The organism is Pelagibacterium xiamenense (assembly GCF_021166475.1).
GTDB lineage: Bacteria > Pseudomonadota > Alphaproteobacteria > Rhizobiales > Devosiaceae > Pelagibacterium > Pelagibacterium xiamenense.
On the sequence record NZ_JAJOYS010000001.1, the window covers coordinates 693,304 to 717,074 of the forward strand.

Here is a 23,771-nt window from a genome sequence, read left to right on the forward strand (position 1 = left end):
ATCCAATGGCCAATCTCGAACTTAGAAACATCCGCAAATCGTTCGGCGCCGTCGAGGTGATCCGGGGCGTCGACCTCACTGTCAATTCCGGGGAATTCATGGTCTTCGTCGGACCCTCGGGCTGCGGGAAATCGACACTTCTGCGGCTCATTGCCGGGCTTGAAAACATCACCTCGGGCGAATTGCTCTTCGACGGGGAGGTGGTCAACGGGCTGACGCCCTCCAAGCGCGGTATCGCCATGGTATTCCAGTCGTACGCGCTTTATCCGCACATGACGGTCTACGACAACATGGCCTTCGGCATGCAGCTCGCGAAGGGGACGAAAGAGCAGATCCGCGAGCGGGTTCTGAAGGCCGCGCAACTGCTGCAGATCGAGCCCTATCTCGACCGCTTGCCCAAGCAATTGTCGGGCGGCCAGCGCCAGCGTGTGGCGATCGGCCGGGCTATCGTGCGCGACCCCAAAGTGTTCCTGTTCGACGAGCCGCTCTCGAACCTCGACGCCGCGCTGCGTGTCGCGACCCGGCTCGAGATCGCCAAGCTCCACCACGATATGGCAAAGACGACGATGATCTATGTGACCCACGATCAGGTCGAGGCCATGACGCTGGCGGACCGGATTTGCGTGCTGCGCGACGGGGTGATCGAGCAGGTGGGCACGCCCCTCGAGCTTTACGAGAACCCGCAATCGCTCTTCGTTGCAGGGTTCATCGGCAGTCCCAAGATGAACTTCCTCAACGGGGAGTTTGCCGACGCCTTCCGGGCGACGACGCTCGGGGTCAGGTCCGAGCACATCCGGATAACCTCCGATGGGCGCTGGTCGGGCGAGGTGGTGCACACCGAGAATCTGGGGTCGGATTCCTACATCTATGTCGAGATCGGCTCGGACGAGCCGCTGATCGTGCGTCAGGAAGGCACGAGCCGGCATCCGGTGGGGGAGAGGATTTCCGTCTCGCCTGTCGAGAGCCAGATCCACCGGTTCGACCGGGACGGGCGGCCGATGCGGGTGTGACTTCGGCTTACCCCGGCGCGAACTGCCCGAGCACCGCGAGGAAGGCATCGCCGTAGCGGTCGAGCTTGGCCTGCCCGACGCCGGGCAGGTTCATCATCGCGTCGCGCGATTGAGGGCGCTCGACGGCCATCACCTTGAGCGTCGAATCGTGGAAGATGACGTAGGGCGGTACGCCTTGCTCGCGGGCGAGCCGGGTGCGTTCGGAGCGCAGGGCTTCGAAAACGGGCTGGTGTTCCCCCGAGAGATCCACCGGGCCGCGCGAACGCTTGAGGGATTCGGTGGTCTGGCGCGCCGCGTCCTTGCGGAACGTGATCTGACGCTCGTTCCTGAAGACCGCGCGGGCCTCCGCGTCGAGATAAAGCGCGCCGTGTCCGGCATGATCGGTGTGGATCAGTCCCATCGCCATCAACTGGCGCAGCACGGAGTGCCAGGTCCTGGCGTTGATGTCGCGGCCCGCGCCGAAGACGGGCTGCTCGTCATGGCGGAAGCGGGTGACCTTGTTCGTGGTTTTGCCGGTCAACACGTCGACGATGTGCCCGGCGCCGAACCGCTGGCCGGTGCGATAGATGGCGGCGAGAGCCTTGATCGCGGCGTCGGTGCCGTCCCACGTTTCGACCGGAGCAAGGCAGGTATCGCAGTTGCCGCAATTGCCGGCGTGGTCCTCACCGAAATGCGCAAGGATCGCCTTGCGGCGGCAATCGGCGGTTTCGCAGACCCCGAGCAGTGCGTTGAGTTTGCGGCGCTCGATGGTTTTGACCGCGTCGGGCGCGTTGCCCTCCTCGATCATGCGGCGGCGCTGGACGACGTCGGCCATCCCATAGCACATCCACGCATCGGATGGCTGGCCGTCGCGGCCCGCGCGGCCGGTTTCCTGATAATAGGCTTCGATGGTCGCGGGCAGATCGAGATGGGCGACATAGCGCACATCCGGCTTGTCGATCCCCATGCCGAAGGCGACGGTGGCGACGAGGCACAACCCGTCCTCCTTGAGGAACGCATCCTGATTGGCCATGCGGATGTCGGGCGCGAGCCCGGCGTGATAGGGCAACGCGCGGATACCCTGGGCATTGAGCCATTCGGCGGTCGCCTCGACCTTGGCGCGCGAAAGGCAGTAGACAATGCCGCTTGCGCCCTCGTGCCTGGCGAGGAAGCTCTTGAGCTGGGTCTTGGCGTTTGCGCGCTCGACAATGGTGTAGGCGATGTTCGGCCTGTCGAAGCTCGAGATGAACACCTCGGCGTCCGAAAGCCCGAGCCGCTCGATGATGTCGGTGCGCGTCATGGGGTCGGCGGTGGCCGTGAGGGCGACGCGCGGCACGCCGGGGAACTGCGCGGTGAAATCTGCGAGCGCGCGGTATTCTGGGCGGAAATCGTGTCCCCATTGGCTGACGCAATGGGCCTCGTCGATGGCGAACAGGGCGATCTCGGCGCGCTCGAGCAACTGGATGAAGCCCGGCGTCGTCGCGCGCTCCGGGGCGACGTAGAGGAGGTCGAGTTCGCCCGAGAGAAGCTGATCGCGCACCGCGGACGCTTCCGCGCCCGAGAGCGAGGAATTGAGCGCCGCGGCATTGACCCCGGCCTGCCGCAGCGCCTCGACCTGGTCGCGCATGAGCGCTATCAGGGGCGAAATGACGATGCCGACACCCGGCCGCGCAATGGCGGGGATCTGGTAGCACAGCGACTTGCCCGCGCCGGTGGGGAAAAGCACGACGGCGTCGCCGCCTTCCGTAACCTGCCGGACGACGGCTTCCTGCTGCCCCCGGAACGCGTCATAGCCGAAAACGTCGCGCAGAACATGTTTGGGATCGGCTTGCGGTCGCGCGAACAGCTGGTCCAAGATGACGCTCTTAGCTTTTTGGGTGAGTCTCTTTGATCGAGGCTAACACGCTCTTGGTGAGCTGCAACCTCAACCGGCCGCTCCAGCGTTCATTATTTATCCTATTATAATCTTTTTGGGTGGCCTATATTGCCATTGAGGGATCGGGAGGATCCGGAGGGCGAAAGGCCAGTCGGCAAGGTTTGAAAGCGATGAGCGAGACGACGGAAGCGGGAGGCGCAGGCGCCGACCGTAGGGGATCAGGGGGACGCATGCGGCCGCGAAATTTCCACTCCCAGGTGATCTGGGCACTCGGTACCGCGATTGTGCAGGGGGATTATCCCGAAGGGGGGATCTTGCCCGGGGACACGGAGTTGACCGAGCAGTTCGGCGTTTCCCGCACGGTTCTGCGCGAGGCACTCAAGACGCTTTCGGCCAAGGGATTGATCGAGGCGCGCGCCCGTGTCGGCACCCGCGTCTTGCCCCGTGCGCGCTGGAACATGTTCGATCCGGACCTTCTCGCCTGGCATCTGGAAACCGGGCTGGACATCAATTTCGTCCATCACCTTGCCGAAGTGCGCATGGCGGTCGAGCCTGAAGCCGCGGCGCTGGCGGCGGAGCGCAGGAGCGGCGAGCATGTCGAGGCGCTGATGTCCTGGCTCGGCCAGATGGAGCGCACCGGCCAAAGCGCCGAGGAGTTCGCGCAAAACGATCTTGAATTCCACAAGGTCGTTGCCGACGCTTCGGGCAATCCGTTCATGGTGTCCCTGAGCGCCGTGGTCGAGGTGGCGCTCACTGCCGCTTTCAAGGTCAGTTCCCCCGTCGAAGGGGGTGAGGCGTTCGACCGCGCGGTGGGGCTGCATCGCGATATCGCCGAGGCCATCGCTGACCGTCGGCCGGACGATGCGCGTGAGGCCATGCGCCATGCGATTCGATCCGGCGTGGACCGCGCCTCCCAGGCGCTGGGGGTGTCGTAGCGCGCCGGTACGCGCGGGGCCGATAGAATCCTGCTTTACAAATAATCATACTATATGCAAACGTAGCGTCGCGCCGGCATCAGACCGGCGCGGTGTCAGGGGCCGATGGGGACACTTCCGCGGCGCCAATTGTTAGGGAGAGAGACACACATGAAATCACTTATGATGGGCGTTGGCGCCCTGGTGGTCGGCGCTGCGCTGACGGCTGGGCCCGCAGTTGCGCAGGACAAGGGTCTTGTGGGCATCTCGATGCCGACGCAGTCCTCCGCACGTTGGATTTCCGACGGCAACTCGATGGTCGAGCAGTTCGAGGCCGCCGGCTTTTCGACCGACCTGCAGTACGCCGAAGACGATATCCCCAACCAGCTCGCGCAGATCGAAAACATGATCGTGCGCGGTGCCGATGCGCTCGTGATCGCGGCCATCGACGGCACGACGCTGACCGGTGCGCTCGAAACCGCCGCCGCCAGCGGCATTCCGGTTATCGCCTACGATCGCCTGATCCGCGGTTCGGAGAACGTCGACTACTACGCAACGTTCGACAACTTCCAGGTCGGCGTGCAGCAGGGGCAGTCGCTGCTCGACGGTCTCGGCGTGGGCGAGAACGAAGGCCCGTTCAATATCGAACTGTTCGGCGGCTCGCCGGACGATAACAACGCCTACTTCTTCTACGATGGCGCCATGAGCGTCCTGCAGCCCCATATCGACGACGGCACGCTTGTCGTGAAGTCGGGCCAGACGGGCATGGATACCGTCGGCACGCTGCGCTGGGACGGCTCGGTCGCCCAGGCCCGCATGGACAACCTTCTGAGCGCCTACTATTCCGACGATACGGTCGACGCCGTGCTTTCGCCCTATGACGGGCTTTCGATCGGGATCATTTCCTCGCTCAAGGGTGTCGGCTACGGTTCGGACGATCTGCCCATGCCGATCATCTCCGGCCAGGATGCGGAAGTCCCGTCGGTCAAGGCGATCCTCGCCGGCGAGCAGTACTCCACGATCTTCAAGGATACCCGTGAGCTCGCCCGCGTGACCGTGGGCATGGTTTCGGCGGTGCTCGAAGGCGTCGATCCCGAGATCAACGATACCGAAACCTATGACAACGGCGTCAAGGTCGTGCCGTCCTACCTGCTCAACCCGGTGCTGGTCACCGAGGAGAACTGGGAAGACGTGCTGGTCGGCTCCGGATATTATACCCGCGAGCAGATTGTCGAATAACCGGCGTTCCTTGTGAAATGGTGCGGTTCCGGGGCTGCCTCGGAACCGCACGTCCGGTTTTTTCCGTAATGGCTTTTAGAGGCCGACCATGACCGCCATTCTCGAAATGCGGGGCATTACCAAGACGTTTCCCGGCGTCAATGCCCTCGACAATGTGAACCTCACCGTCGAGCAGGGTGAAATCCATGCTCTGGTGGGGGAAAACGGCGCGGGTAAATCCACGCTTATGAAGGTCCTCTCGGGGGTCTATCCTTCGGGAGAATATGAAGGGCAGATCGTCTTCGAAGGCGAAGAGCGGCACTTTCACGGCATCGCCGACAGCGAGCATGCCGGCATTGTCATCATCCACCAGGAACTCGCGCTGGTTCCCCTGCTCTCGATCGCCGAGAACATATTTCTCGGCAACGAACGCGCCGAGCGCGGTATCGTCGACTGGAGCGAGACCTACCGGCGCACCGAAGAGCTCTTGCAGCGCGTCGGCCTCAAGGAATCGCCGCGCACCAAGGTGACCCATTTGGGGCTGGGCAAGCAGCAGCTCGTCGAGATCGCCAAGGCGCTTTCGAAAGAGGTGAAGCTGCTCATTCTCGACGAGCCCACCTCGTCGCTCAACGAGAACGACAGCCAGGCGCTGCTCGAGCTGCTCGTGGACTTGAAGCACAAGGGCGTCTCCTCGATCCTGATTTCCCACAAGCTCAATGAAATCTCGCAGGTTGCCGACCGCATCACCGTTCTGCGCGACGGCGCCACGGTCTCGACCATGGACTGCCATGCCCGCGAGATCAGCGAAGGCGACATCGTGCGCGATATGGTGGGCCGGTCGCTCTCGGACCGCTTCCCCAAGCGCGATCACGAAGTCGGCGAAACGCTGCTCGAAGTCAGGAACTGGACGGCGCATCATCCGATCCACACCGATCGCAAGATCGTTGACGACGTGAGTTTCGAAGTCAAAGCCGGCGAGGTCGTTGGCATCGCGGGGCTCATGGGTGCCGGACGGACCGAACTGGCAATGAGCCTGTTCGGTAAATCCTATGGCGACCGGATTTCGGGCGAGGTCTACCTGCGCGGGCAGAAGGTGGACGTGTCCACCGTCGAAAAGGCGATTGCCAGCGGCATCTGTTACGCCACCGAGGACCGCAAGCAGTATGGGCTGGTGCTCGACCAGACGATCAGGCGCAATATCCCGCTCGCCAATTTGAAGGGCGTCGCCAACGGCGTTGTCGTCGACGACCACAAGGAACGGATCGTCGCCGAGGAATACCGCAAGGCGCTCGCAATCAAGTGCTCGGGGATCGGGCAGAAGACGGTGAACCTTTCGGGCGGCAACCAGCAAAAGGTGGTGCTCTCGAAATGGCTCTATGCCGAGCCCGACATCCTTATTCTCGACGAGCCGACCCGCGGTATCGACGTCGGCGCCAAATACGAAATCTACACAATCATCAACGACCTCGCCCGGCAGGGTAAGGGCATTATCGTCATCTCTTCGGAAATGCCGGAACTGCTCGGGACGTGCGACCGCATCTATGTGATGAACAAGGGGCAGTTCCTGGGGCAATTGCCCATCGCCGAAGCGAGCCAGGAGAAAATCATGAGCATGATTCTGCAAAAGGGAGGGATGGCGGCATGACCGAAGCGACCTCCACCCGGGCGCCGGCGGGCCGGCCGCCGATCCTCGACTATCTCAAGACGCACGTGCGCGAATACGGCATCCTGCTCGCGCTCATCGTCATCATGGCGTTCTTCCAGATATCGACAGGCGGAATTCTGCTCAAGCCGGTGAACCTCACCAACCTCGTGCTGCAGAACTCCTACGTGATCATCATGGCCGTGGGGATGCTGCTCGTCATCGTGTGCGGGCATATCGACCTGTCGGTCGGCTCGGTCATGGGCTTTATCGGCGCGCTCTCGGCGACGCTGATCGTCAACTACAATATCCCGTGGGTCCCCGCGGCGATCATCTGCCTGGCCGTCGGCGCCCTGATCGGGGCGATCCAGGGCTATTGGATCGCCTATTGGAAGATCCCGAGCTTCATCGTGACCCTCGCGGGCATGCTGGTCTTCAAAGGTATGATGATGGCGCTGCTGGCCGGTCAGTCGGTCGGCCCGTTCCCGGACGGGTTCCGCATGATCTCGACGGGGTTCATCCCCGACCTCTTCGGAGGCGATGGCCTGCACCTCTTCTCGCTGTTCCTCGGCGTTGCGGTGGCGGCGATCCTCGTGTGGCTCTCGGTGCGCTCGCGCGCCAAGGAGCAGAAGCACGGCACGCCTGACGAGCCATTCGCATTCTTCGTCGCCCGCAACATTATCGTGGCCGGTGCGATTGTCTGGCTCGTCTATTTGTTGGCCACCTCGCGCGGCCTGCCCAATGTTTTCATCATCATGGCGGTGCTGATCGCGGGTTACAGCTTCATCGCTCGGCAGACCACCATCGGGCGGCGGATCTATGCCGTCGGCGGCAACCAGAAGGCGGCCAAGCTTTCGGGTATCAACTCCGAACGGCTGACCTTCCTGGTGTTTGCCAATATGGGCATGCTCGCCGCGCTGGCGGGGCTTGTCTTCGCGGCCCGGCTCAACATGGCGACGCCCAAGGCGGGCGAGACGTTCGAGCTCGATGTGATCGCGGCTGTCTTCATCGGCGGTGCGTCGATGGCCGGTGGCGTGGGGACGATCGTGGGTGCGGTGATTGGCGCGTTCATCATGGGTGTGATGAACAACGGCATGTCGATCATGGGCATCGGCATCGACTGGCAACAGATGATCAAGGGCCTCGTGCTGCTCGCGGCCGTGATCTTCGACGTCTACAACAAGACCAAGGCCGCCTAGGGCGGCATCCGGCGCGGGCCATCTTGCCCGCGCCGTTCTATCAATTCATGAGGTGTTGCGGTGCTGATTTCTCAAGTGCTCGGAGCTGACGGGCAGGTGCGTGTTGTCGCGCGCGAAGGCGATACTGCGCGGGTCGTCAACGGTGCGCAGAGCGTTCTCGCGCTTGCAAGCGATGCGATCGCCAACGGCCAGACGCTTGGCGCGCGGATTGCCGCGCTGGGGCTGGGCGATGAGGTCGATCTTGGCGCAGCCTATGCCGAGGGGCGGATGCTTTCCCCCATCACGCACCCCGATCCGGCGCATTTGCATCTGACGGGCACCGGCCTCACGCACCTGGGTTCGGCCCAGACTCGCGACAAGATGCACGCCGCCGACAAGCCCGAGACGGAACTGACCGAGTCCATGAAGATGTTCAGGATGGGCGTCGAAAAGGGCAAGTCGGCGAATGGCAAATGCGGCGTGCAGCCCGAATGGTTCTATAAGGGCAATGGCCACGCGCTCGTCGCGCCCGGCAAGGCGATCCCTTCGCCGTGTTTTGCGCTCGATGCGGGCGAAGAACCGGAAATCGCCGGGATATATGTGATTGCCCCGGATGGAACGCCGACCCGGATCGGGTTTGCGCTCGCCAACGAATTTTCCGACCACGTGACCGAGCGGCAGAATTATCTCTTCCTCGCGCACTCGAAATTGCGCCACGCGTCGATCGGTCCGGAAATCCTTGTCGGCGACCTGCCGCGCGATATCCGGGGGATATCGAAGATTTCGCGTGAGGGAGAAACGCTTTGGGAAAAGCCGTTCCTTTCCGGTGAGGACAACATGTCCCACACCATCGACAATCTCGAGCACCATCACTTCAAATACGACATCTTCCGCGTGCCGGGCGATGTGCATGTACATATGTTCGGCACAGCGACGCTTTCCTTCGCCGACGGCATTTCCACGCGTGCCGGCGATATTTTTGAGATTTCCGCGCCCGATTTCGGGCTCGCGCTCAAGAACCCCATCGCGGTGGACGAAGCGACCGATCCCGATACGCTCGTCACCGTGGCCACGCTCTAGGGAATTACACTATGACGTTTCAGAAAGCCCCCTGGCCGCGCAAGCTGCGCTCCCAGGAATGGTATGGCGGCGACACCCGCGACAACATCTATCACCGCTCCTGGATGAAGAACCAGGGGCTTCCAGCCGACCTTTTCGATGGTCGCCCGGTGATCGGCATCTGCAACACCTGGTCGGAACTGACCCCGTGCAACGCGCATCTGCGTGATCTCGCCCAGCGCGTGAAGAACGGCGTCTATGAAGCCGGCGGGCTGCCTGTGGAGTTCCCCGTTTTTTCAACGGGGGAAAGCTCCCTGCGGCCATCGGCGATGATGTACCGCAACCTCGCCGCGATGGATGTCGAGGAGGCGCTGCGCGCCAATCCGGTCGACGGCGTCGTGCTGATGGTGGGCTGCGACAAAACCACCCCGGCGCTGCTGATGGGCGCGTCGAGCGTCGATATTCCGGCCATCGTCGTGACCGGCGGACCGATGCTCAACGGCTGGTTCCGGGGCGAACGCGTCGGGTCGGGCACGGCGCTCTGGCAGATGAGCGAGGCGATCAAGGCCGGCGAGATGACCCGCGAGGATTTCCTCGAAGCCGAGCAGGCGATGTCGCGCTCGCCGGGGTCGTGCAACACCATGGGAACGGCCTCGACCATGGCATCGATGGCCGAAGCGCTCGGCATGGCGCTGTCGGGCAACGCGGCTATCCCCGCCGTCGACAGCAGGCGCCGGGTGATGGCGCAGCTCACGGGGCGGCGCATCGTCGATATGGTGAAGGACGATCTGAAACCATCCGATATCCTGACGCGTCAGGCGTTCGAAAATGCAATCCGCACAAACGGCGCCATCGGCGGCTCGACCAACGCGGTGATTCACCTTCTCGCACTTGCCGGCCGCGTGGGCATCGATCTTACGCTCGACGACTGGGATGCGCTTGGCCGTGACGTTGCCACCATTGTTGATCTGATGCCTTCGGGCCGGTTCCTGATGGAGGAGTTCTTCTATGCGGGCGGCCTGCCGGTGGTGCTCAAGTCGCTGCTCGACGGCGGCAAGCTCCATGGCGATGCACTGACGGTTTCGGGCAAGACGATGGCCGAGGAGGTTTCCGAGGTCAAAAACTGGAACGAAGAGGTGATCCGCCCGGTCGACAAGGCGCTGACCGCCCATGGCGGCATCGCGGTTCTGAAGGGCAACCTCGCGCCGAACGGCGCCGTTCTGAAGCCCTCGGCAGCAAGCCCGCATCTGATGCAGCACCGGGGCCGTGCCGTGGTTTTCGAGGATATCGACGACTACAAGGCGCGGATCAACGACGAGGATCTCGACATCGACGAGAACTGCATCATGGTCATGAAGAACTGCGGGCCCAAGGGGTATCCGGGCATGGCCGAGGTCGGCAATATGGGCCTTCCGCCCAAGGTATTGCGCAAGGGGATCAAGGATATGATCCGCATTTCCGATGCGCGCATGTCGGGCACCGCCTATGGCACGGTGATCCTGCACACCTCCCCCGAGGCCGCGGTGGGTGGCCCGCTGGCGGTGGTGCGGACGGGCGACATGATCGAGGTGGACGTGGAGAACCGGCGGCTGCATCTCGACGTCTCTGACGAAGAAATCGCGCGCCGGCTCACCGAATGGAAGCCGCTGCCCGACCAGCCGGAATCCGGTTATGCGAGGCTCTTCCTCGATCACGTGCAGCAGGCCCATACGGGCGCCGACTTCGACTTCCTCAAAGGCAAGCGCGGCAAGGCCGTGCCCAAGGATTCGCACTGATGGCCCACAAGATCGCTATCGCCGGCTTCGGCAAGATCGCACGCGACCAGCACGTGCCGTCTATCGCGGAGAACCCGGATTTCGAGCTCGCCGCGGCCGTGAGCCGGAACGCGCGCGCCGAGGGTGTCGACAATTTCGCGACGCTCGAAGAGCTGTTCGAGAACCGGCCCGATATCGGTGTCGTCGCGCTGTGCACTCCGCCGCAGGTGCGGTTCGAGTATGCGCAAAAGGCCATTGCCGCAGGCAAGCACGTGCTCCTGGAAAAGCCACCGGGCGCGACGCTTTCCGAGGTCGCGGCGCTCGAGGCGATGGCGCGCGAGAAGGGCGTCGTGCTGTTCGCGACATGGCATTCGCGCTATGCGCCGGCCGTGGCGCCGGCGCGCGAATGGCTCAGGGACAAGACGCTGACCGCGGTAGAAATCGTCTGGCGCGAGGACGTCAAACACTGGCATCCGGGGCAGAAATGGATCTGGGAAGCCGGCGGGCTCGGGGTCTTCGATCCCGGCATCAACGGGCTCTCGATCCTGACGGCAATCCTGCCCGAGCCGATCCATGTGACCCGCGCCAATCTCGAATTTCCCGCCAATTGCCAGACGCCGATTGCGGCGCAGGTGGATTTCGTCACCGCAGGCGGGATTGCGGTGAAGGGCGATTTCGACTGGCGTCAGGAAGGGCCCCAGAGCTGGGACATCACCGTGGAGACCGACAAGGGCACGCTGGCGCTGTCCGAGGGCGGCGCGAAGATGGCGGTTGACGGCGAGAGCGTGGTTGACGGTGAGGATCGGGAATATCCCGGGATTTACGCACATTTCGCGCAGCTTCTGGCGCTGGGCGAAAGCGACGTCGACGTCACCCCGCTCCGGCAGGTCGCCGATGCGATGATGCTTGGGCGCCGCGAGACGGTCGCGGCATTCCACGAATAGGCGTCAATCCCATTCTGGCGCCCATTCCGGATCGACGGTGCGGTGGTTGCGGTCCATCGTCTCGATGCGGGCGATGTCCGCATCCGAGAGCTTGAGGTTGACCGCGGCGTAATTGGACCTGATGTGCTGGGGATTGCCCGAGGTCGGGATGGCGCAATAGCCCTTGGCGAGTTCAAAGGCGAGGCTGACCTGTTCGGTTGTGGCGCTGTGGGCTTCGGCGATATCGGCGAGGATGTTCTCGCTCGAAAGCGCGCCGCGGGCGATGGGGCGATAGCAGGTGACCAGAACACCGGCATTCATGCAGTAGTCCGCGAGTGTCTTGTTCTGCATCACCGGGTTGAGCTCGATCTGATTGGTCGCGATCCGGCCCGCGCCGAGGATTTTCGCGGACTCTTCGAGAAGCGCGATGGTGAAGTTCGAAACGCCCATGAGCCGGGTGAGCCCCTTGTCCTGCGCCTCGGCGAGCTGCGTGAGATAGACCTCTAGCGGCACTTCGCCATGCGGTGAGGGCCAGTGGATGAGGACCAGGTCGAACTGCTCGAGCTTTGTCGTCTCAAGGCTCTTTTCGAGCGAAGGGATGAGGGCGCCCGGGCCGAAATTGCGCGGTGCGATCTTGGTCGTGACGAACACCTCCGAGCGCGGCAGACCCGATTGCGCGACCGCGGCGCCGACCTCGCCCTCGGTCTGATAGTCCTGAGCGGTGTCGATGTGCCGGTATCCGGTTTCGAGCGCATGAACGATGGCGCGGATACCGTCCGAGCCCTTGCGGACATTGGTGCCGAACCCGAGGCGGGGAATTGTGGTGTCGAGCGCAGGCATCGCAGGTCCTCCCGTTTGGTTTGCCATGGGCCAACGCGCGGGGCGCCCGATGGTTCTACCTCAGCGAGAGCGTCTCGGCGACCCTCATGAGGAGTTCCAGCGTTTCCTCAATGGTGGCGTGATCGTCCTGGTCGAGCCGCTCGAGATAAGGGCAGGTGAGCACGGCGATGCCGTAGCCCTCGGGGGAGAGAACGGGAACGGTGATATCGTTGACCCCGCGGATTTGCTGGCTCTCGCCGATGCGGTAGCCGGTCATGCGGATCGCCGATAACGTATCCTCAAGGGCCGCAAGTTCGGCGATGCGCTCCGAACCTTCCCACCGCACCTCGAGGGCTTCGCGCGCGTGCTCGTCCTGATAGGCGAGAAGCGTCAGCCCCGATCCGGTATGCAGCAGGTCGATCTCGGCGCCCACGCGCACGCCGAACTCCCAATTGGCCGGGCAGTGCGCCTGTCCCACGACGAGCGCATGGCCCCGGTCCTCGACAACGAGATGCAGGGACTGCCGGGAATCGCGGGAAAACGCGTCCATCAGCGGCAGCGCGCGCGTGACGAGACGGCGGACCGGCGGGTGCCGGTGGGCAAGCACGAATAGCTTGAGCGAAAGCGAGTACCGGTCGCCTTCGGGTGAGCGCGACACATATTCGCGTGCCACCAGCCGCTCGAGCATGCGGTAGATTTCCGAGGGACTGCGGTCCATCGCCTTGACGATTTCCCCCCGCGTCATTCCGCCCGACTGGGTAGACAGCAGTTCGAGAATGTCGAGCCCCTTGTCGAGCGCCGGGGCGCGGTAGCGCTCCTCGCTGCCCCCGCGCGCGCTTTTGACCGTCTCCGCCTCTCCCATCGCGGTTTTCCTCTTGCGGTGCGTGTTCATTTATGAATAGTATGTTCATATAAGAAACGCAACGGCGATTGAAGGGAGGCAATCACCGCGATGCGACTGGCGGGAAAATCCATATTCGTTTCTGCGGCTGCGCAGGGCATTGGCCGCGCAAGCGCCATCGCGTTTGCCAAGGAAGGCGCACGTGTGTTTGCGACCGACATCAACGCGGGCGGCCTGCGCGAGCTGAGCGAAGAGCACACGAAGATCGAGAGCCACCCGCTCGATGTGCTCGATACCGCGGCGGTCAACGCGCTGGCCGCCGAGCTTCCCGATCTCGACGGGATCTTCAACTGCGCGGGCTTCGTTCATAACGGCACGATCGAAGCGGTGACCGAGCCCGAGTGGGATTTCAGCTTCGACCTCAACATCAAGGCCATGTACCGGACAGTCAAAGCCTTCCTGCCGGGCCTCCTGCGCCGGGCCGAGGCCGTCGGGACGGCCTCGATCCTCAACATGTCCTCGATGGCGTCCTCCACCAAGGGATTTCCCAACCGGCTGGTCTACGGCACGACCAAGGCAGCGGTGATCGGGTTCACGAAAGCGATGGCGGCGGACTACGTGACCAAGGGGCTGCGCTGCAACGCGCTGTGCCCCGGCACGGTCGACACGCCGTCGCTGCGCGACAGGATCGCGGCATTCCCTGACCCTGTCGCCGCCGAGCAGGCCTTCATCGCCCGGCAACCCATGGGGCGGTTGGCGACGGTCGACGACATCACGCCGATGGCGGTCTATCTGCTCTCGGATGAATCGCAGTTCGTTTCGGGGCAGGCGCTGCTGGTCGATGGCGGGGTGACGATATGACCGGCGGTCGCATCGACGCGCATTGCCATTACTGGACACTCGCCCGGGAAGATTATGACTGGTTGACGCCGGACCTTGAGCCGATCTACCGCGATTTCGGCGCCGCAGATCACGATGCGGCGTCTGTGGGGCTCGGCGTCGCGCAGCGCGTGCTGGTGCAGGCTGCGCCGACGGTGGCGGAAACGGAGTTCCTGCTGGATTGCGCCACGGCTGACGTAAGGGCGACGGGCGTTGTCGGATGGGTGGACCTGTCGTCACCTGACGCCGCGAGCGATCTTGAACGGCTTGCGGCCGACCCCCTTTTCAAGGGCGTGCGGCCGATGCTTCAGGATATTGCCGAGCCCGACTGGATCGTGACGCGTCCGGGGCGCGAGGCGGTGGCAAAACTGACCGAACTGGGCCTGCGCTTCGATGCGCTCGCCAAGCCGGCCCAGATCGATGCGGTACTCGCTTTCGCGCGGGCAAATCCCGACCTGCCGGTCGTCATCGATCACGCGGCCAAGCCCGATCTTTCGCTTCCCGACGACGCGCCCGAGCGCGCGCAATGGGCGCGCGCAATGGCGGAGTTGGCCGCGTTGCCGCGGGTTTGCTGCAAGCTTTCCGGCCTGCTCAACGAAATGCCACCAGAGAATGTGACAACGCCTGCGGCCACGGCGCGTTTTCTGGCGCCGGTTCTTGATCAGCTCCTTGGCTGGTTCGGTGCGAACCGGATCGCGTGGGGATCGGACTGGCCTGTTGTCAATCTCGCTGCCGATTACGGTTTCTGGGCCAAGGTGACCGACGCGTTGATTTCGCCCCTTTCGGACGCGGAGCGCGCTGACATTCTTTCGGGAACGGCCACGCGTTTTTATGGATTGGAGCCGACCCGATGAGCGCGGCGATGGAAACCGTCCAGGCGGCACCGCTGATTTCGATGAAAGGGATCGACAAGTCGTTCCCCGGCGTCCATGCGCTCAAATCGGTGAACTTCGAGGTGCGATCAGGCGAAGTTCACGCGCTTATGGGCGAAAACGGGGCGGGCAAATCGACGCTCATGAAGGTGCTTTCGGGCATCTATGCCGCCGACGCGGGAACCATCGAACATGACGGCAGGCCCGTGGAGATCGCTTCGCCGCGCCAGGCGCAGGAAATGGGCATCGGCATCATTCATCAGGAACTGTCGCTGATGCGCGATCTCAACGCCGCGCAGAACATTTTCATCGGGCGCGAGCCGCGTACTGCCGGCGGGCTCCTGATCGACGAGAAGAAGCTCAACGCCGAAGCGGCGGCGCTCTTTGAGCAGATCCATCTGAAACTCGATCCGCGCACGCCGGTCTCGCAGCTCACGATCGCCAAGCAGCAGATGATCGAGATCGCCAAGGCACTTTCCCACAAGAGCCGCGTACTGATCATGGACGAGCCGACCGCGGCGCTCAACGACGCGGAGATCAACGAGCTTTTCCGCATCATCCGCAAGCTCAAGGCGGAAGGCGTCGGGATTATCTACATCTCTCACAAGATGGATGAGCTCAAGCGCATCGCCGACCGGGTGACCGTGATGCGAGACGGCGAATATGTAGGCACCGTCCCCGCCGCCGATACGCCGGTGGAAAAGATCATCTCGATGATGGTTGGCCGCGAAATTTCCGACGAACCGCCGGCGATCCCCGACCTCGCTGATGCAGAGACCGTTCTGGAGGTCAGGAACCTCAATCGCGGGCGCGAAGTGCAGGATGTGAGCTTCTCGGTAAAAAAGGGTGAAATTCTCGGCTTTGCGGGGCTCATGGGCGCCGGGCGGACGGAAGTTGCGCGGGTCATCTTCGGCGCCGATCCGCTCGCGTCGGGCGAGATTTTCGTTCACGGCCGGAAGATCACGATCAAACAGCCGCAGGACGCGGTGCGCGCGGGCATTGGATATCTTTCGGAAGACCGCAAACATTTCGGGCTCGCGACCGGCATGGACGTTGCGACCAACGTGGTGATGGCGAGCCTTGAACGGTTTGCCGGTGCCGGGGGCGTGCTCAAGGACCCCGAAATCCGCGCGATTGCACGCAGATATATCGACCAGCTTTCGATCAAAACGCCGTCCGAGCGCCAGGAGGCGCGGCTTCTTTCGGGCGGCAATCAGCAGAAGGTCGTTGTCGCCAAATGGCTCTTGCGCGACTGCGACGTGCTGATCTTCGACGAACCCACGCGCGGCATCGATGTGGGGGCGAAAAGCGAAATCTACAGGCTCCTGAGCCAACTCGCGGCGCAGGGCCGGGCGATTATCGTCATCTCCTCCGAGCTGCCTGAAATCCTTCGGCTCTCGCACCGTATCGCGGTGATGTGTGAGGGCCGGCTGACAGGATTTTTGCCCGGTGGAGCACCGCAGGAGGAGATTATGCGGCTCGCCACACAGCGGAACGAGAACAGGGCGCCCGCCGGAGAGCTTTCGGAGGATGCCAAAATGGGAGAGAAGGCATGAGCGCGATTTCGTCGAAACCGGGACCGGGTAACCTTCTGCGCACTCAGGGTGCACAAAAGTTGCTCGCCTTTGCCGGGCTGATCGCATTGGTCGCCGGGTTCTCGCTCGCGTCGCCCAATTTCATGCAGACACCCAATATCATCGCCATCCTGCAGGCCGCGTCGGTGAACGGCGTTCTTGCGGTCGCTGCGACGCTGATCATCATCACCGGCGGCATCGATCTTTCGGTCGGAACCGGCATGACGTTCTGCGCGGTGATCGCGGGCGTGGTTCTGACATATCTCGGCATGCCCATGCCGGTCGGCATCGCTGCGGCAATCCTGGCAGGCACGTGCTCGGGCCTGCTTTCGGGCACGTTCGTCGCCAAACTCAAGGTGCCGCCGTTCATCGCAACGCTCGGCATGATGCTGATCCTCAAGGGTCTCTCGCTGGTCATCTCGGGCACGCGCCCGATCTACTTCAACGACACGCCCGGATTTACCGATATCGCGACAGGTTCGATCGTGGGGATGATCGTCCCCGCCGTGCCGCTGCCCAATGGGGTCGTGATCCTGTTCGCTGTGGCCGGTATCGCCTCCTACATCCTCGGGCGCACCATTCTTGGCCGCTATGCCTTCGCCCTGGGCTCGAACGAGGAAGCGCTGCGGCTTTCGGGTGTGAACGCCGACCGCTGGAAGATCGCGATCTACGCGCTCGGCGGATCGATCGTTGGCGTTGCGGGTATCCTCATAGGATCGCGGCTGAATTCCGCTCAACCCGCGCTGGGCCTCGGCTACGAACTCGACGCGATCGCCGCCGTCGTGATCGGCGGAACCTCGCTGCGCGGCGGGCAGGGAACGATACTTGGCACGGTGATCGGCGCGCTCATCATGGCCGTGCTCGCCAACGGGCTGCGCATACTTTCGGTCGCTCAGGAATGGCAGACCGTCGTGACCGGTTCGATCATCATTCTCGCAGTCTATGCCGACATGCTGCGGCGCCAGCGCGCTGCGGCTGCGGGCTAGGAGGCGATGTGACCCCGCGCCGGCTGCGCCCGGCGCCAAGACAGAGAAGGGCGGAAGAAGCCGCTCCGGATAACCACAATTGGACAACCATACATTCCATCGGAGGAGAACATGTTCAATCGACGTACATTGCTGGCCGCGGCCAGTGCCATGGCGATACTGGGGATGGCGCCCGCGGCGTCTGCCCAGGACACGCTCGATATCGCGCTGATTTCCAAGGGCTTCCAGCATCAGTTCTGGCAGGCCGTCAACCAGGGCGCCGAGCAGGCCGCCGAGGAACTGGGGGTCAATGTGACCTTCGAGGGACCGGACAACGAATCCCAGGTCGACCGGCAGATCGACATGCTGGCCGCCGCGCTCGCCCGTGAGCCGGACGCCATCGGGTTCGCCGCTCTCGACAGCCAGGCCGCAACGCCGCTGCTCCAGCAGGCGCAGGAGGCCGGCATTCCGGTGGTTGCCTTCGACTCGGGTGTCGAAAGCGACATTCCGGTGGCGACCGCAGCGACCAACAACATGGCCGCCGCCGCGCTGGCGGCCGACCATATGGCCGAACTGATCGGCGGGGAAGGCCAGATCGCGCTGGTGGTGCACGACCAGACCTCGCGCACCGGCATCGAGCGCCGCGACGGCTTCGTCAACCAGATCGAGGCGAGTTATCCCGACATCGAAATCGTCTCAATTCAGTATGGCGGCGGCGACCACCTGCAATCGACCGAAATCACCAAGTCGATCCTTTTGGCAAACCCGGACCTCAAGGGCGTTTTCGGCGCCAATGAAGGGTCTGCGATCGGTGTGGTCAACGGCGTGACGGAACTCGGCAGAGACGACATCGTCGTGATCGGCTTCGATTCCGGGGCGGCCCAGATCGGGGCTATCCGTTCGGGCACGATGGCCGGCGCCATTACACAGAACCCCATCGGCATCGGGTACGAAACCGTCGCGGCAGCAGTCGCCGCGATCAACGGCGAAGAGGTGCCCGAAACCATCGATACCGGGTTCTACTGGTACGATGCGTCCAATATCGACGACCCGGAGATCCAGGCCGTCCTTTACGAGTAATCGTTTCTCCAAACGCGCCAGGGGCGGCACGCCGCCTCTGGCCTTACGATGTTTCATCCGAGCACTGGCGAGAATAGCCCCGACATGACGATCATCACCGACATCCAGGTCATCGACCTGCGCTTCCCGACCTCCCAGCATCTCGATGGCTCGGATGCCATGAACCCCGACCCGGACTATTCGGCGGCCTATGTGATCCTCAAGACCGACGGTTCGCTCGAGGGGCACGGGCTCACGTTCACAATTGGGCGGGGCAACGAGATCTGTTGTGCGGCGATAGAAGCGATGCGCCATCTCGTCGTCGGGCTCGACATGGCCGACGTCACTGCCGACATGGGCAAGTTCTGGCGCCACGTGACCTCGGACAGCCAACTGCGCTGGATCGGGCCGGATAAGGGCGCCATTCACCTGGCGACCGGCGCCGTGGTCAACGCGGTTTGGGATCTTTACGCCAAGATCGAGGGCAAACCGCTCTGGCGCCTCATTGCGGATATGAGCCCCGAGGAGTTGGTGCGCTGCATCGACTTCCGCTACATCACAGACTGCATCACGCCCCAAGAGGCGCTTGAGATGCTCCGGGCACAAGAGGCGGGCAAGGCCGGGCGGATCGCGGATCTCGAGGCCAACGGCTACCCCTGCTATACCACCTCCGCTGGCTGGCTCGGCTATCCCGACGACAAGCTGCGCCGCCTCTGCCAAGAGGCGGTCGACGAGGGCTTCAACCATGTGAAGATGAAGGTCGGGCGCGACCTCGAGGACGATATCCGGCGGCTGACGATCGCCCGCGAAGTGATCGGGCCGGACCGCAATCTCATGATCGATGCCAATCAGGTCTGGGAGGTCGATGAAGCCATCGACTGGGTCAACAAGCTCGCCTTCGCCAAGCCCTGGTTCATCGAGGAGCCCACGAGCCCCGATGACGTCGAGGGACACCGGAAAATCCGCGAGGGGATAGGCGAGGTCAAGGTCGCCACTGGCGAGATGTGCCAGAACCGCATCATGTTCAAGCAGTTCATCATGCGCGGCGCCATCGACGTGGTGCAGATCGACAGTTGCCGGCTGGGCGGCGTCAATGAAATCCTGGCGGTGATGCTGATGGCGGCCAAATACGGTCTGCCTGTTTGCCCGCACGCGGGCGGCGTGGGGCTGTGTGAATACGTCCAGCACCTTTCCATGATCGATTACGTCTCGATCGCGGGGACCCATGAGGGTCGCGTGGTCGAATATGTGGACCATCTGCACGAGCATTTCGAAGACCCGTGCGTGGTCAGGAACGCGGCCTATATGCCGCCCGAGAAACCGGGCTTCTCCATCGAGATCAAGCCAGCCTCGCGCGAGGAATACCGGTTCAGGGGCCAAGGCATATAGGCCGCTCCCCGGCGACCGGGTGCGATGGAAGGAGAGCCCAATGGACCTCAATCTCAAAGGCAAGGTTGTCATCGTCACCGGCGGCGGGGCGGGCATCGGCGGGGCGATTTCGCTTGGGCTCGCACGCGAGGGAGCGGTTCCGGCGATTGTCGGGCGGTCGCCGCTCAAGCCGGAGTTCGAGACGGAACTGAAGGCGCTGGCGCCGGACGCGCTTTTCGTCCAGGCAGACCTGGCGGACGACGAACAGTGCGTCCGGGCGGTCGATCGGATCCTTGAAGCCTTCGGCCGGATCGACGGGCTGGTCAACAATGCCGGCGTCAACGATGGCATCGGGCTCGAGGCGGGGCCGGCGGCGTTCCGCGCCTCGCTCGAAAAAAACCTCATCCACTATTATACGATGGCGCATCTATGCGTGCCGGCGCTACGGGAAACCAAGGGCGCGATCGTCAACATCTCGTCCAAGACCGCCGTGACCGGCCAGGGCGGCACGAGCGCCTATACTGCCGCCAAGGGCGCTCAGCTTTCGCTGACGCGGGAATGGGCGACGTCGCTGCGCAAGGATGGGATCAGGGTCAATGCCGTGATCCCCGCAGAGGTGATGACGCCGCTTTACGAAAAATGGATTGCGACCTTCGAGAACGCGGAAGAAAAACTCGCCGAGATCACCCGGCGCATCCCGCTCGGCCAGCGCATGACCGAGGATCGGGAGATCGCCGACACGGTGGTGTTCCTCCTCTCCGAGCGCGCAAGTCACACCACCGGGCAATGGCTGTTCGTCGACGGCGGATATACCCACCTCGACCGCGCGCTGGACTGAAAAGAAAAGCCCCGGCCTTTGGCACAAGGTCGGGGCAGTCAGGGAACATCAAGGGGTTAGACGTTTATCGAACGCTGCTCGGGCGGGAAATGTTCCCGGCGATCTATGCGGCTTCGAGGGCGGCGGCGATGCCCTGTCCGACACCGATGCACATGGTGGCAAGAGCGGTCTTTTTGCCTGTGAGGGACAGTTCGAGCGCAGCGGTGCCCGCAATCCGCGCGCCGCTCATCCCCAGCGGATGCCCGAGCGCGATAGCGCCCCCATTGGGATTGACGTGTGCAGCGTCTTCGGGGATGCCGAGGCCGCGCAATACGGCGATGGACTGGCTGGCGAAGGCCTCGTTGAGTTCGATCAGGTCGAAGCTGTCGGCACGGATGCCCAGCCGCGCGCAGAGCTTTTGTGTCGCCGGGAGCGGCCCCATGCCCATGATCCGCGGCGGCACGCCGGCGGTCGCGCCGCCCAGAATGCGGGCGAGCGGGGTGAGGCCGTGCTTTTTGATAGCGGCTTCCGAGGCGACAATGAGCGCAGCGGCGCCATCATTGACTCCCGAGGCGTTTCCGGCGGTGACCGAGCCGCCCTCGCGGAAGGGAGTCGGCAGCTTGGCGAGCTTTTCGAGACTGGTTTCGCGCGGGTGCTCGTCTTTATCGACGACGATGGGGTCGCCCCTGCGCTGCGGGATGGTGACGGGGACGATCTCTTTGGTCAGCCGGCCGTTCGCCTGCGCGGTTGCGGCGTTGTGCTGGCTCCTCAGCGCAAATGCATCCTGATCCTGGCGGCTTATCTTGTAGTCTTCGGCAACGTTTTCGCCGGTCTCGGGCATGGAATCGACGCCGTATTTCTGCTTCATCGCGGGATTGACGAAGCGCCAGCCGATGGTGGTGTCGTAGATTTCCGCGTTGCGCGAGAAGGCCGTCTCGGCCTTTGGCATGACGAACGGCGCGCGGCTCATGGATTCCGTGCCGCCGGCTATGAGAAGGTCGGCCTCGCCGGACTTGATCGCGCGGGCGGCGGTGAGAACGGCGTCGAGGCCGGACCCGCACAGCCGGTTGATGGTTGTGCCCGTCACGGTTTCTGGCATACCGGCGAGCAGGAGCGACATCCGTGCGACGTTGCGGTTGTCTTCGCCCGCCTGGTTGGCATTGCCGAAGATGACGTCGTCGACCGCTTCCCAATCGACGGAGGCGTGCCGCTCCATCAGGGTTTTGATGACCAGTGCGCCCATATCGTCGGGCCGCACGGAGGAAAGGGCGCCGCCGAACCGTCCGATGGGGGTGCGCACATAGGCGCAGATATAGGCCTCGGCCATCTTATGCCGCCTTTCCGTGGTGGGCGCGCTGGGTGCGCTCGTTGAGGTCGCGGAGCGTCTTGAGTTCGTCCGCCGTGGGGGCAGGCGTTTCCTTGAGGTCGTCGGCGAATTTGACGGTCCAGCCGCAGGTTTCCTGCACCATGTCGCGAGTGACGCCGGGATGAAGCGAGACCACGGTGAACTCCTTGGTCACCGGATCGGGCTCCCAGAGCGCCAGATCGGTGATGAGCTTTGTCGGGCCCTTGGTCTTGATCCCGAGGCGCTCGCGGTGGTCGCCGCCCTCGCCATGACCGAAGGAGGTGAAAAAGTCGATCTTCTCGACCATCGACCGCTTGGCCTGCTTGAGAGTGATATAGATCTCCCCGCAGGAGGTCGCGATCTCCGGTGCACCGCCGCCGCCCGGCAGGCGGACCTTGGGGTTATGGTAATCGCCGATGACGGTGGTGTTGATATTGCCGAACCGGTCGATCTGCGCCGCACCCAGGAAGCCGACGGTGATCCGCCCACCCTGGAGCCAGTAGCGGAACATTTCGGGCACCGCGACTGTGGTGACGGCGGTTTCGCACAACTCGCCATCGCCGATCGAAAGCGGCAAAACGTCGGGGGCCGTGCCGATCGTGCCCGACTCGTAGATCAAAGTGATGTCCGGCGCGTGCGTGAGCCGCGCAACGTTGCACGCCGCCGATGGCGCACCGATGCCGACAAAGCACACGTCCTTTGAAGTGAGCGCGCGCGAAGCGGCGATGGTCATCATTTCGTTGGGGGTGAAATCGGTCATGCCTGGAGCCCCTTGATCCGTTCGGCGAAGATGTCCGGTGTTGCTTCGAGCACGTTGGTTCGCATCCATTGGGTGAACAGCTCACGGTCCGCGGAGACCTTGTCCCATTCAAGATACGCCGCATTGTCGCGATCATAATAGCCGTGTGTGTAGGAAGGATGCGCGCCGCCTTTGACAATCGAGATGGCTGTAATCGTCCAGTTGGGCAGGATTGTAAGGTTGGGATGCAGGCCCTCGAAATCCTCGACGATCTCTTCGACCGTCACAACGACGCGTTTGGCTGCAAGCGCCGCTTCCTTCTGGACACCGACGATGCCCTCGATCAGAACATCGCCCTTCTTGTTGGCTTTCTGGGCGTGGATGAAGGTCACATCGGGCCGGTGGGCCGGGACGGCGGCAAGCTCCTCGCCCGAGAACGGGCACGTGACGAACCTGATCTCCGGATTGACCTTGGGCAGATCGGCCCCCTTGTAGCCGCGGAAGAACGCGCTCGGCATACCCGCCGCGCCCGCCTCGTAGGCGTTGGCCATGGCGGCGTGGGAGTGCTCGACGGTTTCGATTTCGCGCGGATAGCCGTTTTCGATGGCGTCGCGCATGCGGCGCAGGAGGCCGACGCCCGGGTTGCCGGCGTAGGAAAAGATCACCTTTTTGGCGAGCCCCATGCCGATCATCTGGTCGTAAACGATATCCGGCGTCATGCGGATCAGGGTGAGGTCCTTCTTGCCCTGCCGGATCGCCTCATGCGCAGCCGCGTGAGGAATGAGGTGGGTGAACCCCTCAAATGCGACGGTATCCCCGTCATTGAGATTGTCCCGCACCGCTTGGGCGAGCGGAATGACCTTGCTCATCATCCGTCCTGTTGCTGATAGATAACCGAATTGCACTCAATACCAAGACAGCGCGCGCGTAAAATGATATC

21 protein-coding genes are annotated in these 23,771 nt (G+C 63.3%); 15 read left to right on the forward strand and 6 right to left on the reverse strand.

From position 1 onward, the window contains the following. Window positions 1-5 precede the first annotated feature (5 nt). Entirely contained in the window at window positions 6-1,010 is a 1,005-nt protein-coding gene (locus LSG43_RS03455) for an ABC transporter ATP-binding protein (RefSeq protein WP_231801300.1), read from the forward strand. A 7-nt stretch (window positions 1,011-1,017) separates the two neighbouring features. Here LSG43_RS03455 and recQ read toward each other — a convergent pair whose 3' ends face one another. Then, on the reverse strand, window positions 1,018-2,844 hold the full coding sequence (gene recQ / locus LSG43_RS03460; protein WP_231801307.1) for a DNA helicase RecQ: 1,827 nt from the start codon (window positions 2,842-2,844) through the stop codon (window positions 1,018-1,020). Window positions 2,845-3,095: 251 nt separating this feature from the next. Here recQ and LSG43_RS03465 point away from each other — a divergent pair, with 251 nt between their 5' ends. The 7 genes from LSG43_RS03465 to LSG43_RS03495 all read left to right on the forward strand — a co-directional run bounded on the left by LSG43_RS03465 (window position 3,096) and on the right by LSG43_RS03495 (window position 11,574). After that, the gene (locus tag LSG43_RS03465) at window positions 3,096-3,800 is read left to right on the forward strand and encodes a FadR/GntR family transcriptional regulator (protein WP_231801308.1); all 705 of its coding nucleotides are present in this window, start codon (window positions 3,096-3,098) and stop codon (window positions 3,798-3,800) included. A 150-nt stretch (window positions 3,801-3,950) separates the two neighbouring features. Continuing rightward, entirely contained in the window at window positions 3,951-5,018 is a 1,068-nt protein-coding gene (gene chvE, locus LSG43_RS03470; RefSeq protein ID WP_231801309.1) for a multiple monosaccharide ABC transporter substrate-binding protein, read from the forward strand. An 88-nt stretch (window positions 5,019-5,106) separates the two neighbouring features. Continuing rightward, on the forward strand, window positions 5,107-6,642 hold the full coding sequence (gene mmsA / locus LSG43_RS03475; RefSeq protein ID WP_231801310.1) for a multiple monosaccharide ABC transporter ATP-binding protein: 1,536 nt from the start codon (window positions 5,107-5,109) through the stop codon (window positions 6,640-6,642). Then, entirely contained in the window at window positions 6,639-7,838 is a 1,200-nt protein-coding gene (gene mmsB / locus LSG43_RS03480) for a multiple monosaccharide ABC transporter permease (protein ID WP_231801311.1), read from the forward strand. Before mmsA ends, mmsB begins: the two co-directional genes overlap by 4 nt. Before the next feature lie 60 nt (window positions 7,839-7,898). Further along, on the forward strand, window positions 7,899-8,897 hold the full coding sequence (araD1, locus tag LSG43_RS03485) for an AraD1 family protein (RefSeq protein WP_231801313.1): 999 nt from the start codon (window positions 7,899-7,901) through the stop codon (window positions 8,895-8,897). Window positions 8,898-8,908: 11 nt separating this feature from the next. Then, window positions 8,909-10,651: an L-arabinonate dehydratase gene (gene araD, locus LSG43_RS03490; RefSeq protein ID WP_231801315.1), complete on the forward strand. Its 1,743-nt coding sequence runs from the start codon at window positions 8,909-8,911 to the stop codon at window positions 10,649-10,651. Next, window positions 10,651-11,574, forward strand: coding sequence for a Gfo/Idh/MocA family protein (locus LSG43_RS03495; RefSeq protein ID WP_231801316.1), 924 nt, complete (start codon window positions 10,651-10,653; stop codon window positions 11,572-11,574). Before araD ends, LSG43_RS03495 begins: the two co-directional genes overlap by 1 nt. 3 nt (window positions 11,575-11,577) lie before the next feature. Here LSG43_RS03495 and LSG43_RS03500 read toward each other — a convergent pair whose 3' ends face one another. Both LSG43_RS03500 and LSG43_RS03505 read right to left on the reverse strand, forming a co-directional pair. Then, the gene (locus LSG43_RS03500; protein ID WP_231801320.1) at window positions 11,578-12,393 is read right to left on the reverse strand and encodes an aldo/keto reductase; all 816 of its coding nucleotides are present in this window, start codon (window positions 12,391-12,393) and stop codon (window positions 11,578-11,580) included. A gap of 55 nt (window positions 12,394-12,448) precedes the next feature. After that, on the reverse strand, window positions 12,449-13,234 hold the full coding sequence (locus LSG43_RS03505) for an IclR family transcriptional regulator (RefSeq protein WP_231801322.1): 786 nt from the start codon (window positions 13,232-13,234) through the stop codon (window positions 12,449-12,451). A gap of 90 nt (window positions 13,235-13,324) precedes the next feature. On the opposite strand from LSG43_RS03505, the gene LSG43_RS03510 reads away from it, so the two are divergent. The 7 genes from LSG43_RS03510 (at window position 13,325) to LSG43_RS03540 (ending at window position 20,768) form a co-directional block, all read left to right on the forward strand. Continuing rightward, window positions 13,325-14,074, forward strand: coding sequence for an SDR family oxidoreductase (locus LSG43_RS03510; RefSeq protein ID WP_231801323.1), 750 nt, complete (start codon window positions 13,325-13,327; stop codon window positions 14,072-14,074). Continuing rightward, window positions 14,071-14,946 carry an amidohydrolase family protein gene (locus tag LSG43_RS03515; RefSeq protein ID WP_231801325.1) on the forward strand — a complete coding sequence of 292 codons (876 nt, stop codon included), beginning with the start codon at window positions 14,071-14,073 and terminating at the stop codon, window positions 14,944-14,946. The genes LSG43_RS03510 and LSG43_RS03515 overlap by 4 nt, the downstream gene beginning before the upstream one ends. Further along, window positions 14,943-16,520 carry a sugar ABC transporter ATP-binding protein gene (locus tag LSG43_RS03520; protein WP_231801326.1) on the forward strand — a complete coding sequence of 526 codons (1,578 nt, stop codon included), beginning with the start codon at window positions 14,943-14,945 and terminating at the stop codon, window positions 16,518-16,520. Before LSG43_RS03515 ends, LSG43_RS03520 begins: the two co-directional genes overlap by 4 nt. Next, window positions 16,517-17,524 (forward strand): ABC transporter permease, encoded by a 1,008-nt coding sequence (locus LSG43_RS03525; RefSeq protein ID WP_231801327.1) that lies wholly within the window; start codon window positions 16,517-16,519, stop codon window positions 17,522-17,524. The genes LSG43_RS03520 and LSG43_RS03525 overlap by 4 nt, the downstream gene beginning before the upstream one ends. A 111-nt stretch (window positions 17,525-17,635) precedes the next feature. After that, a complete protein-coding gene (locus LSG43_RS03530) occupies window positions 17,636-18,583 on the forward strand; it encodes an ABC transporter substrate-binding protein (RefSeq protein WP_231801328.1) in 948 nt (315 codons plus the stop codon). Between the two features lie 84 nt (window positions 18,584-18,667). Further along, window positions 18,668-19,951 carry an L-fuconate dehydratase gene (locus LSG43_RS03535; RefSeq protein WP_231801329.1) on the forward strand — a complete coding sequence of 428 codons (1,284 nt, stop codon included), beginning with the start codon at window positions 18,668-18,670 and terminating at the stop codon, window positions 19,949-19,951. A 40-nt stretch (window positions 19,952-19,991) separates the two neighbouring features. Next, window positions 19,992-20,768 carry an L-fucose dehydrogenase gene (locus tag LSG43_RS03540; protein ID WP_231801330.1) on the forward strand — a complete coding sequence of 259 codons (777 nt, stop codon included), beginning with the start codon at window positions 19,992-19,994 and terminating at the stop codon, window positions 20,766-20,768. 103 nt (window positions 20,769-20,871) lie between these two features. Here LSG43_RS03540 and pcaF read toward each other — a convergent pair whose 3' ends face one another. From pcaF to LSG43_RS03555, 3 genes are read right to left on the reverse strand one after another with little or no spacing between them, the layout of a single operon-like run. Then, the gene (pcaF, locus tag LSG43_RS03545; protein WP_231801331.1) at window positions 20,872-22,074 is read right to left on the reverse strand and encodes a 3-oxoadipyl-CoA thiolase; all 1,203 of its coding nucleotides are present in this window, start codon (window positions 22,072-22,074) and stop codon (window positions 20,872-20,874) included. Between the two features lies 1 nt (window position 22,075). After that, window positions 22,076-22,852 (reverse strand): CoA-transferase subunit beta, encoded by a 777-nt coding sequence (locus tag LSG43_RS03550; protein ID WP_231801332.1) that lies wholly within the window; start codon window positions 22,850-22,852, stop codon window positions 22,076-22,078. Continuing rightward, on the reverse strand, window positions 22,849-23,700 hold the full coding sequence (locus tag LSG43_RS03555) for a CoA transferase subunit A (protein WP_231801333.1): 852 nt from the start codon (window positions 23,698-23,700) through the stop codon (window positions 22,849-22,851). The genes LSG43_RS03550 and LSG43_RS03555 overlap by 4 nt, the downstream gene beginning before the upstream one ends. Window positions 23,701-23,771: the final 71 nt, after the last annotated feature.

Excerpts from the sequence above, each read along its gene's own strand:
- LSG43_RS03505 (WP_231801322.1), bottom strand. The coding sequence starts at position 13,234 with ATGGGAGAGGCGGAGACGGTCAAAAGCGCGCGCGGGGGCAGCGAGGAG.
- LSG43_RS03495 (WP_231801316.1), top strand. The coding sequence starts at position 10,651 with ATGGCCCACAAGATCGCTATCGCCGGCTTCGGCAAGATCGCACGCGAC.
- LSG43_RS03530 (WP_231801328.1), top strand. The coding sequence starts at position 17,636 with ATGTTCAATCGACGTACATTGCTGGCCGCGGCCAGTGCCATGGCGATA.
- pcaF (WP_231801331.1), bottom strand. The coding sequence starts at position 22,074 with ATGGCCGAGGCCTATATCTGCGCCTATGTGCGCACCCCCATCGGACGG.
- LSG43_RS03510 (WP_231801323.1), top strand. The coding sequence starts at position 13,325 with ATGCGACTGGCGGGAAAATCCATATTCGTTTCTGCGGCTGCGCAGGGC.
- LSG43_RS03550 (WP_231801332.1), bottom strand. The coding sequence starts at position 22,852 with ATGACCGATTTCACCCCCAACGAAATGATGACCATCGCCGCTTCGCGC.
- LSG43_RS03465 (WP_231801308.1), top strand. The coding sequence starts at position 3,096 with ATGCGGCCGCGAAATTTCCACTCCCAGGTGATCTGGGCACTCGGTACC.
- LSG43_RS03515 (WP_231801325.1), top strand. The coding sequence starts at position 14,071 with ATGACCGGCGGTCGCATCGACGCGCATTGCCATTACTGGACACTCGCC.
- araD (WP_231801315.1), top strand. The coding sequence starts at position 8,909 with ATGACGTTTCAGAAAGCCCCCTGGCCGCGCAAGCTGCGCTCCCAGGAA.
- LSG43_RS03535 (WP_231801329.1), top strand. The coding sequence starts at position 18,668 with ATGACGATCATCACCGACATCCAGGTCATCGACCTGCGCTTCCCGACC.
- mmsB (WP_231801311.1), top strand. The coding sequence starts at position 6,639 with ATGACCGAAGCGACCTCCACCCGGGCGCCGGCGGGCCGGCCGCCGATC.
- LSG43_RS03520 (WP_231801326.1), top strand. The coding sequence starts at position 14,943 with ATGAGCGCGGCGATGGAAACCGTCCAGGCGGCACCGCTGATTTCGATG.
- LSG43_RS03555 (WP_231801333.1), bottom strand. The coding sequence starts at position 23,700 with ATGAGCAAGGTCATTCCGCTCGCCCAAGCGGTGCGGGACAATCTCAAT.
- LSG43_RS03455 (WP_231801300.1), top strand. The coding sequence starts at position 6 with ATGGCCAATCTCGAACTTAGAAACATCCGCAAATCGTTCGGCGCCGTC.
- chvE (WP_231801309.1), top strand. The coding sequence starts at position 3,951 with ATGAAATCACTTATGATGGGCGTTGGCGCCCTGGTGGTCGGCGCTGCG.
- LSG43_RS03500 (WP_231801320.1), bottom strand. The coding sequence starts at position 12,393 with ATGCCTGCGCTCGACACCACAATTCCCCGCCTCGGGTTCGGCACCAAT.
- LSG43_RS03540 (WP_231801330.1), top strand. The coding sequence starts at position 19,992 with ATGGACCTCAATCTCAAAGGCAAGGTTGTCATCGTCACCGGCGGCGGG.
- LSG43_RS03525 (WP_231801327.1), top strand. The coding sequence starts at position 16,517 with ATGAGCGCGATTTCGTCGAAACCGGGACCGGGTAACCTTCTGCGCACT.
- mmsA (WP_231801310.1), top strand. The coding sequence starts at position 5,107 with ATGACCGCCATTCTCGAAATGCGGGGCATTACCAAGACGTTTCCCGGC.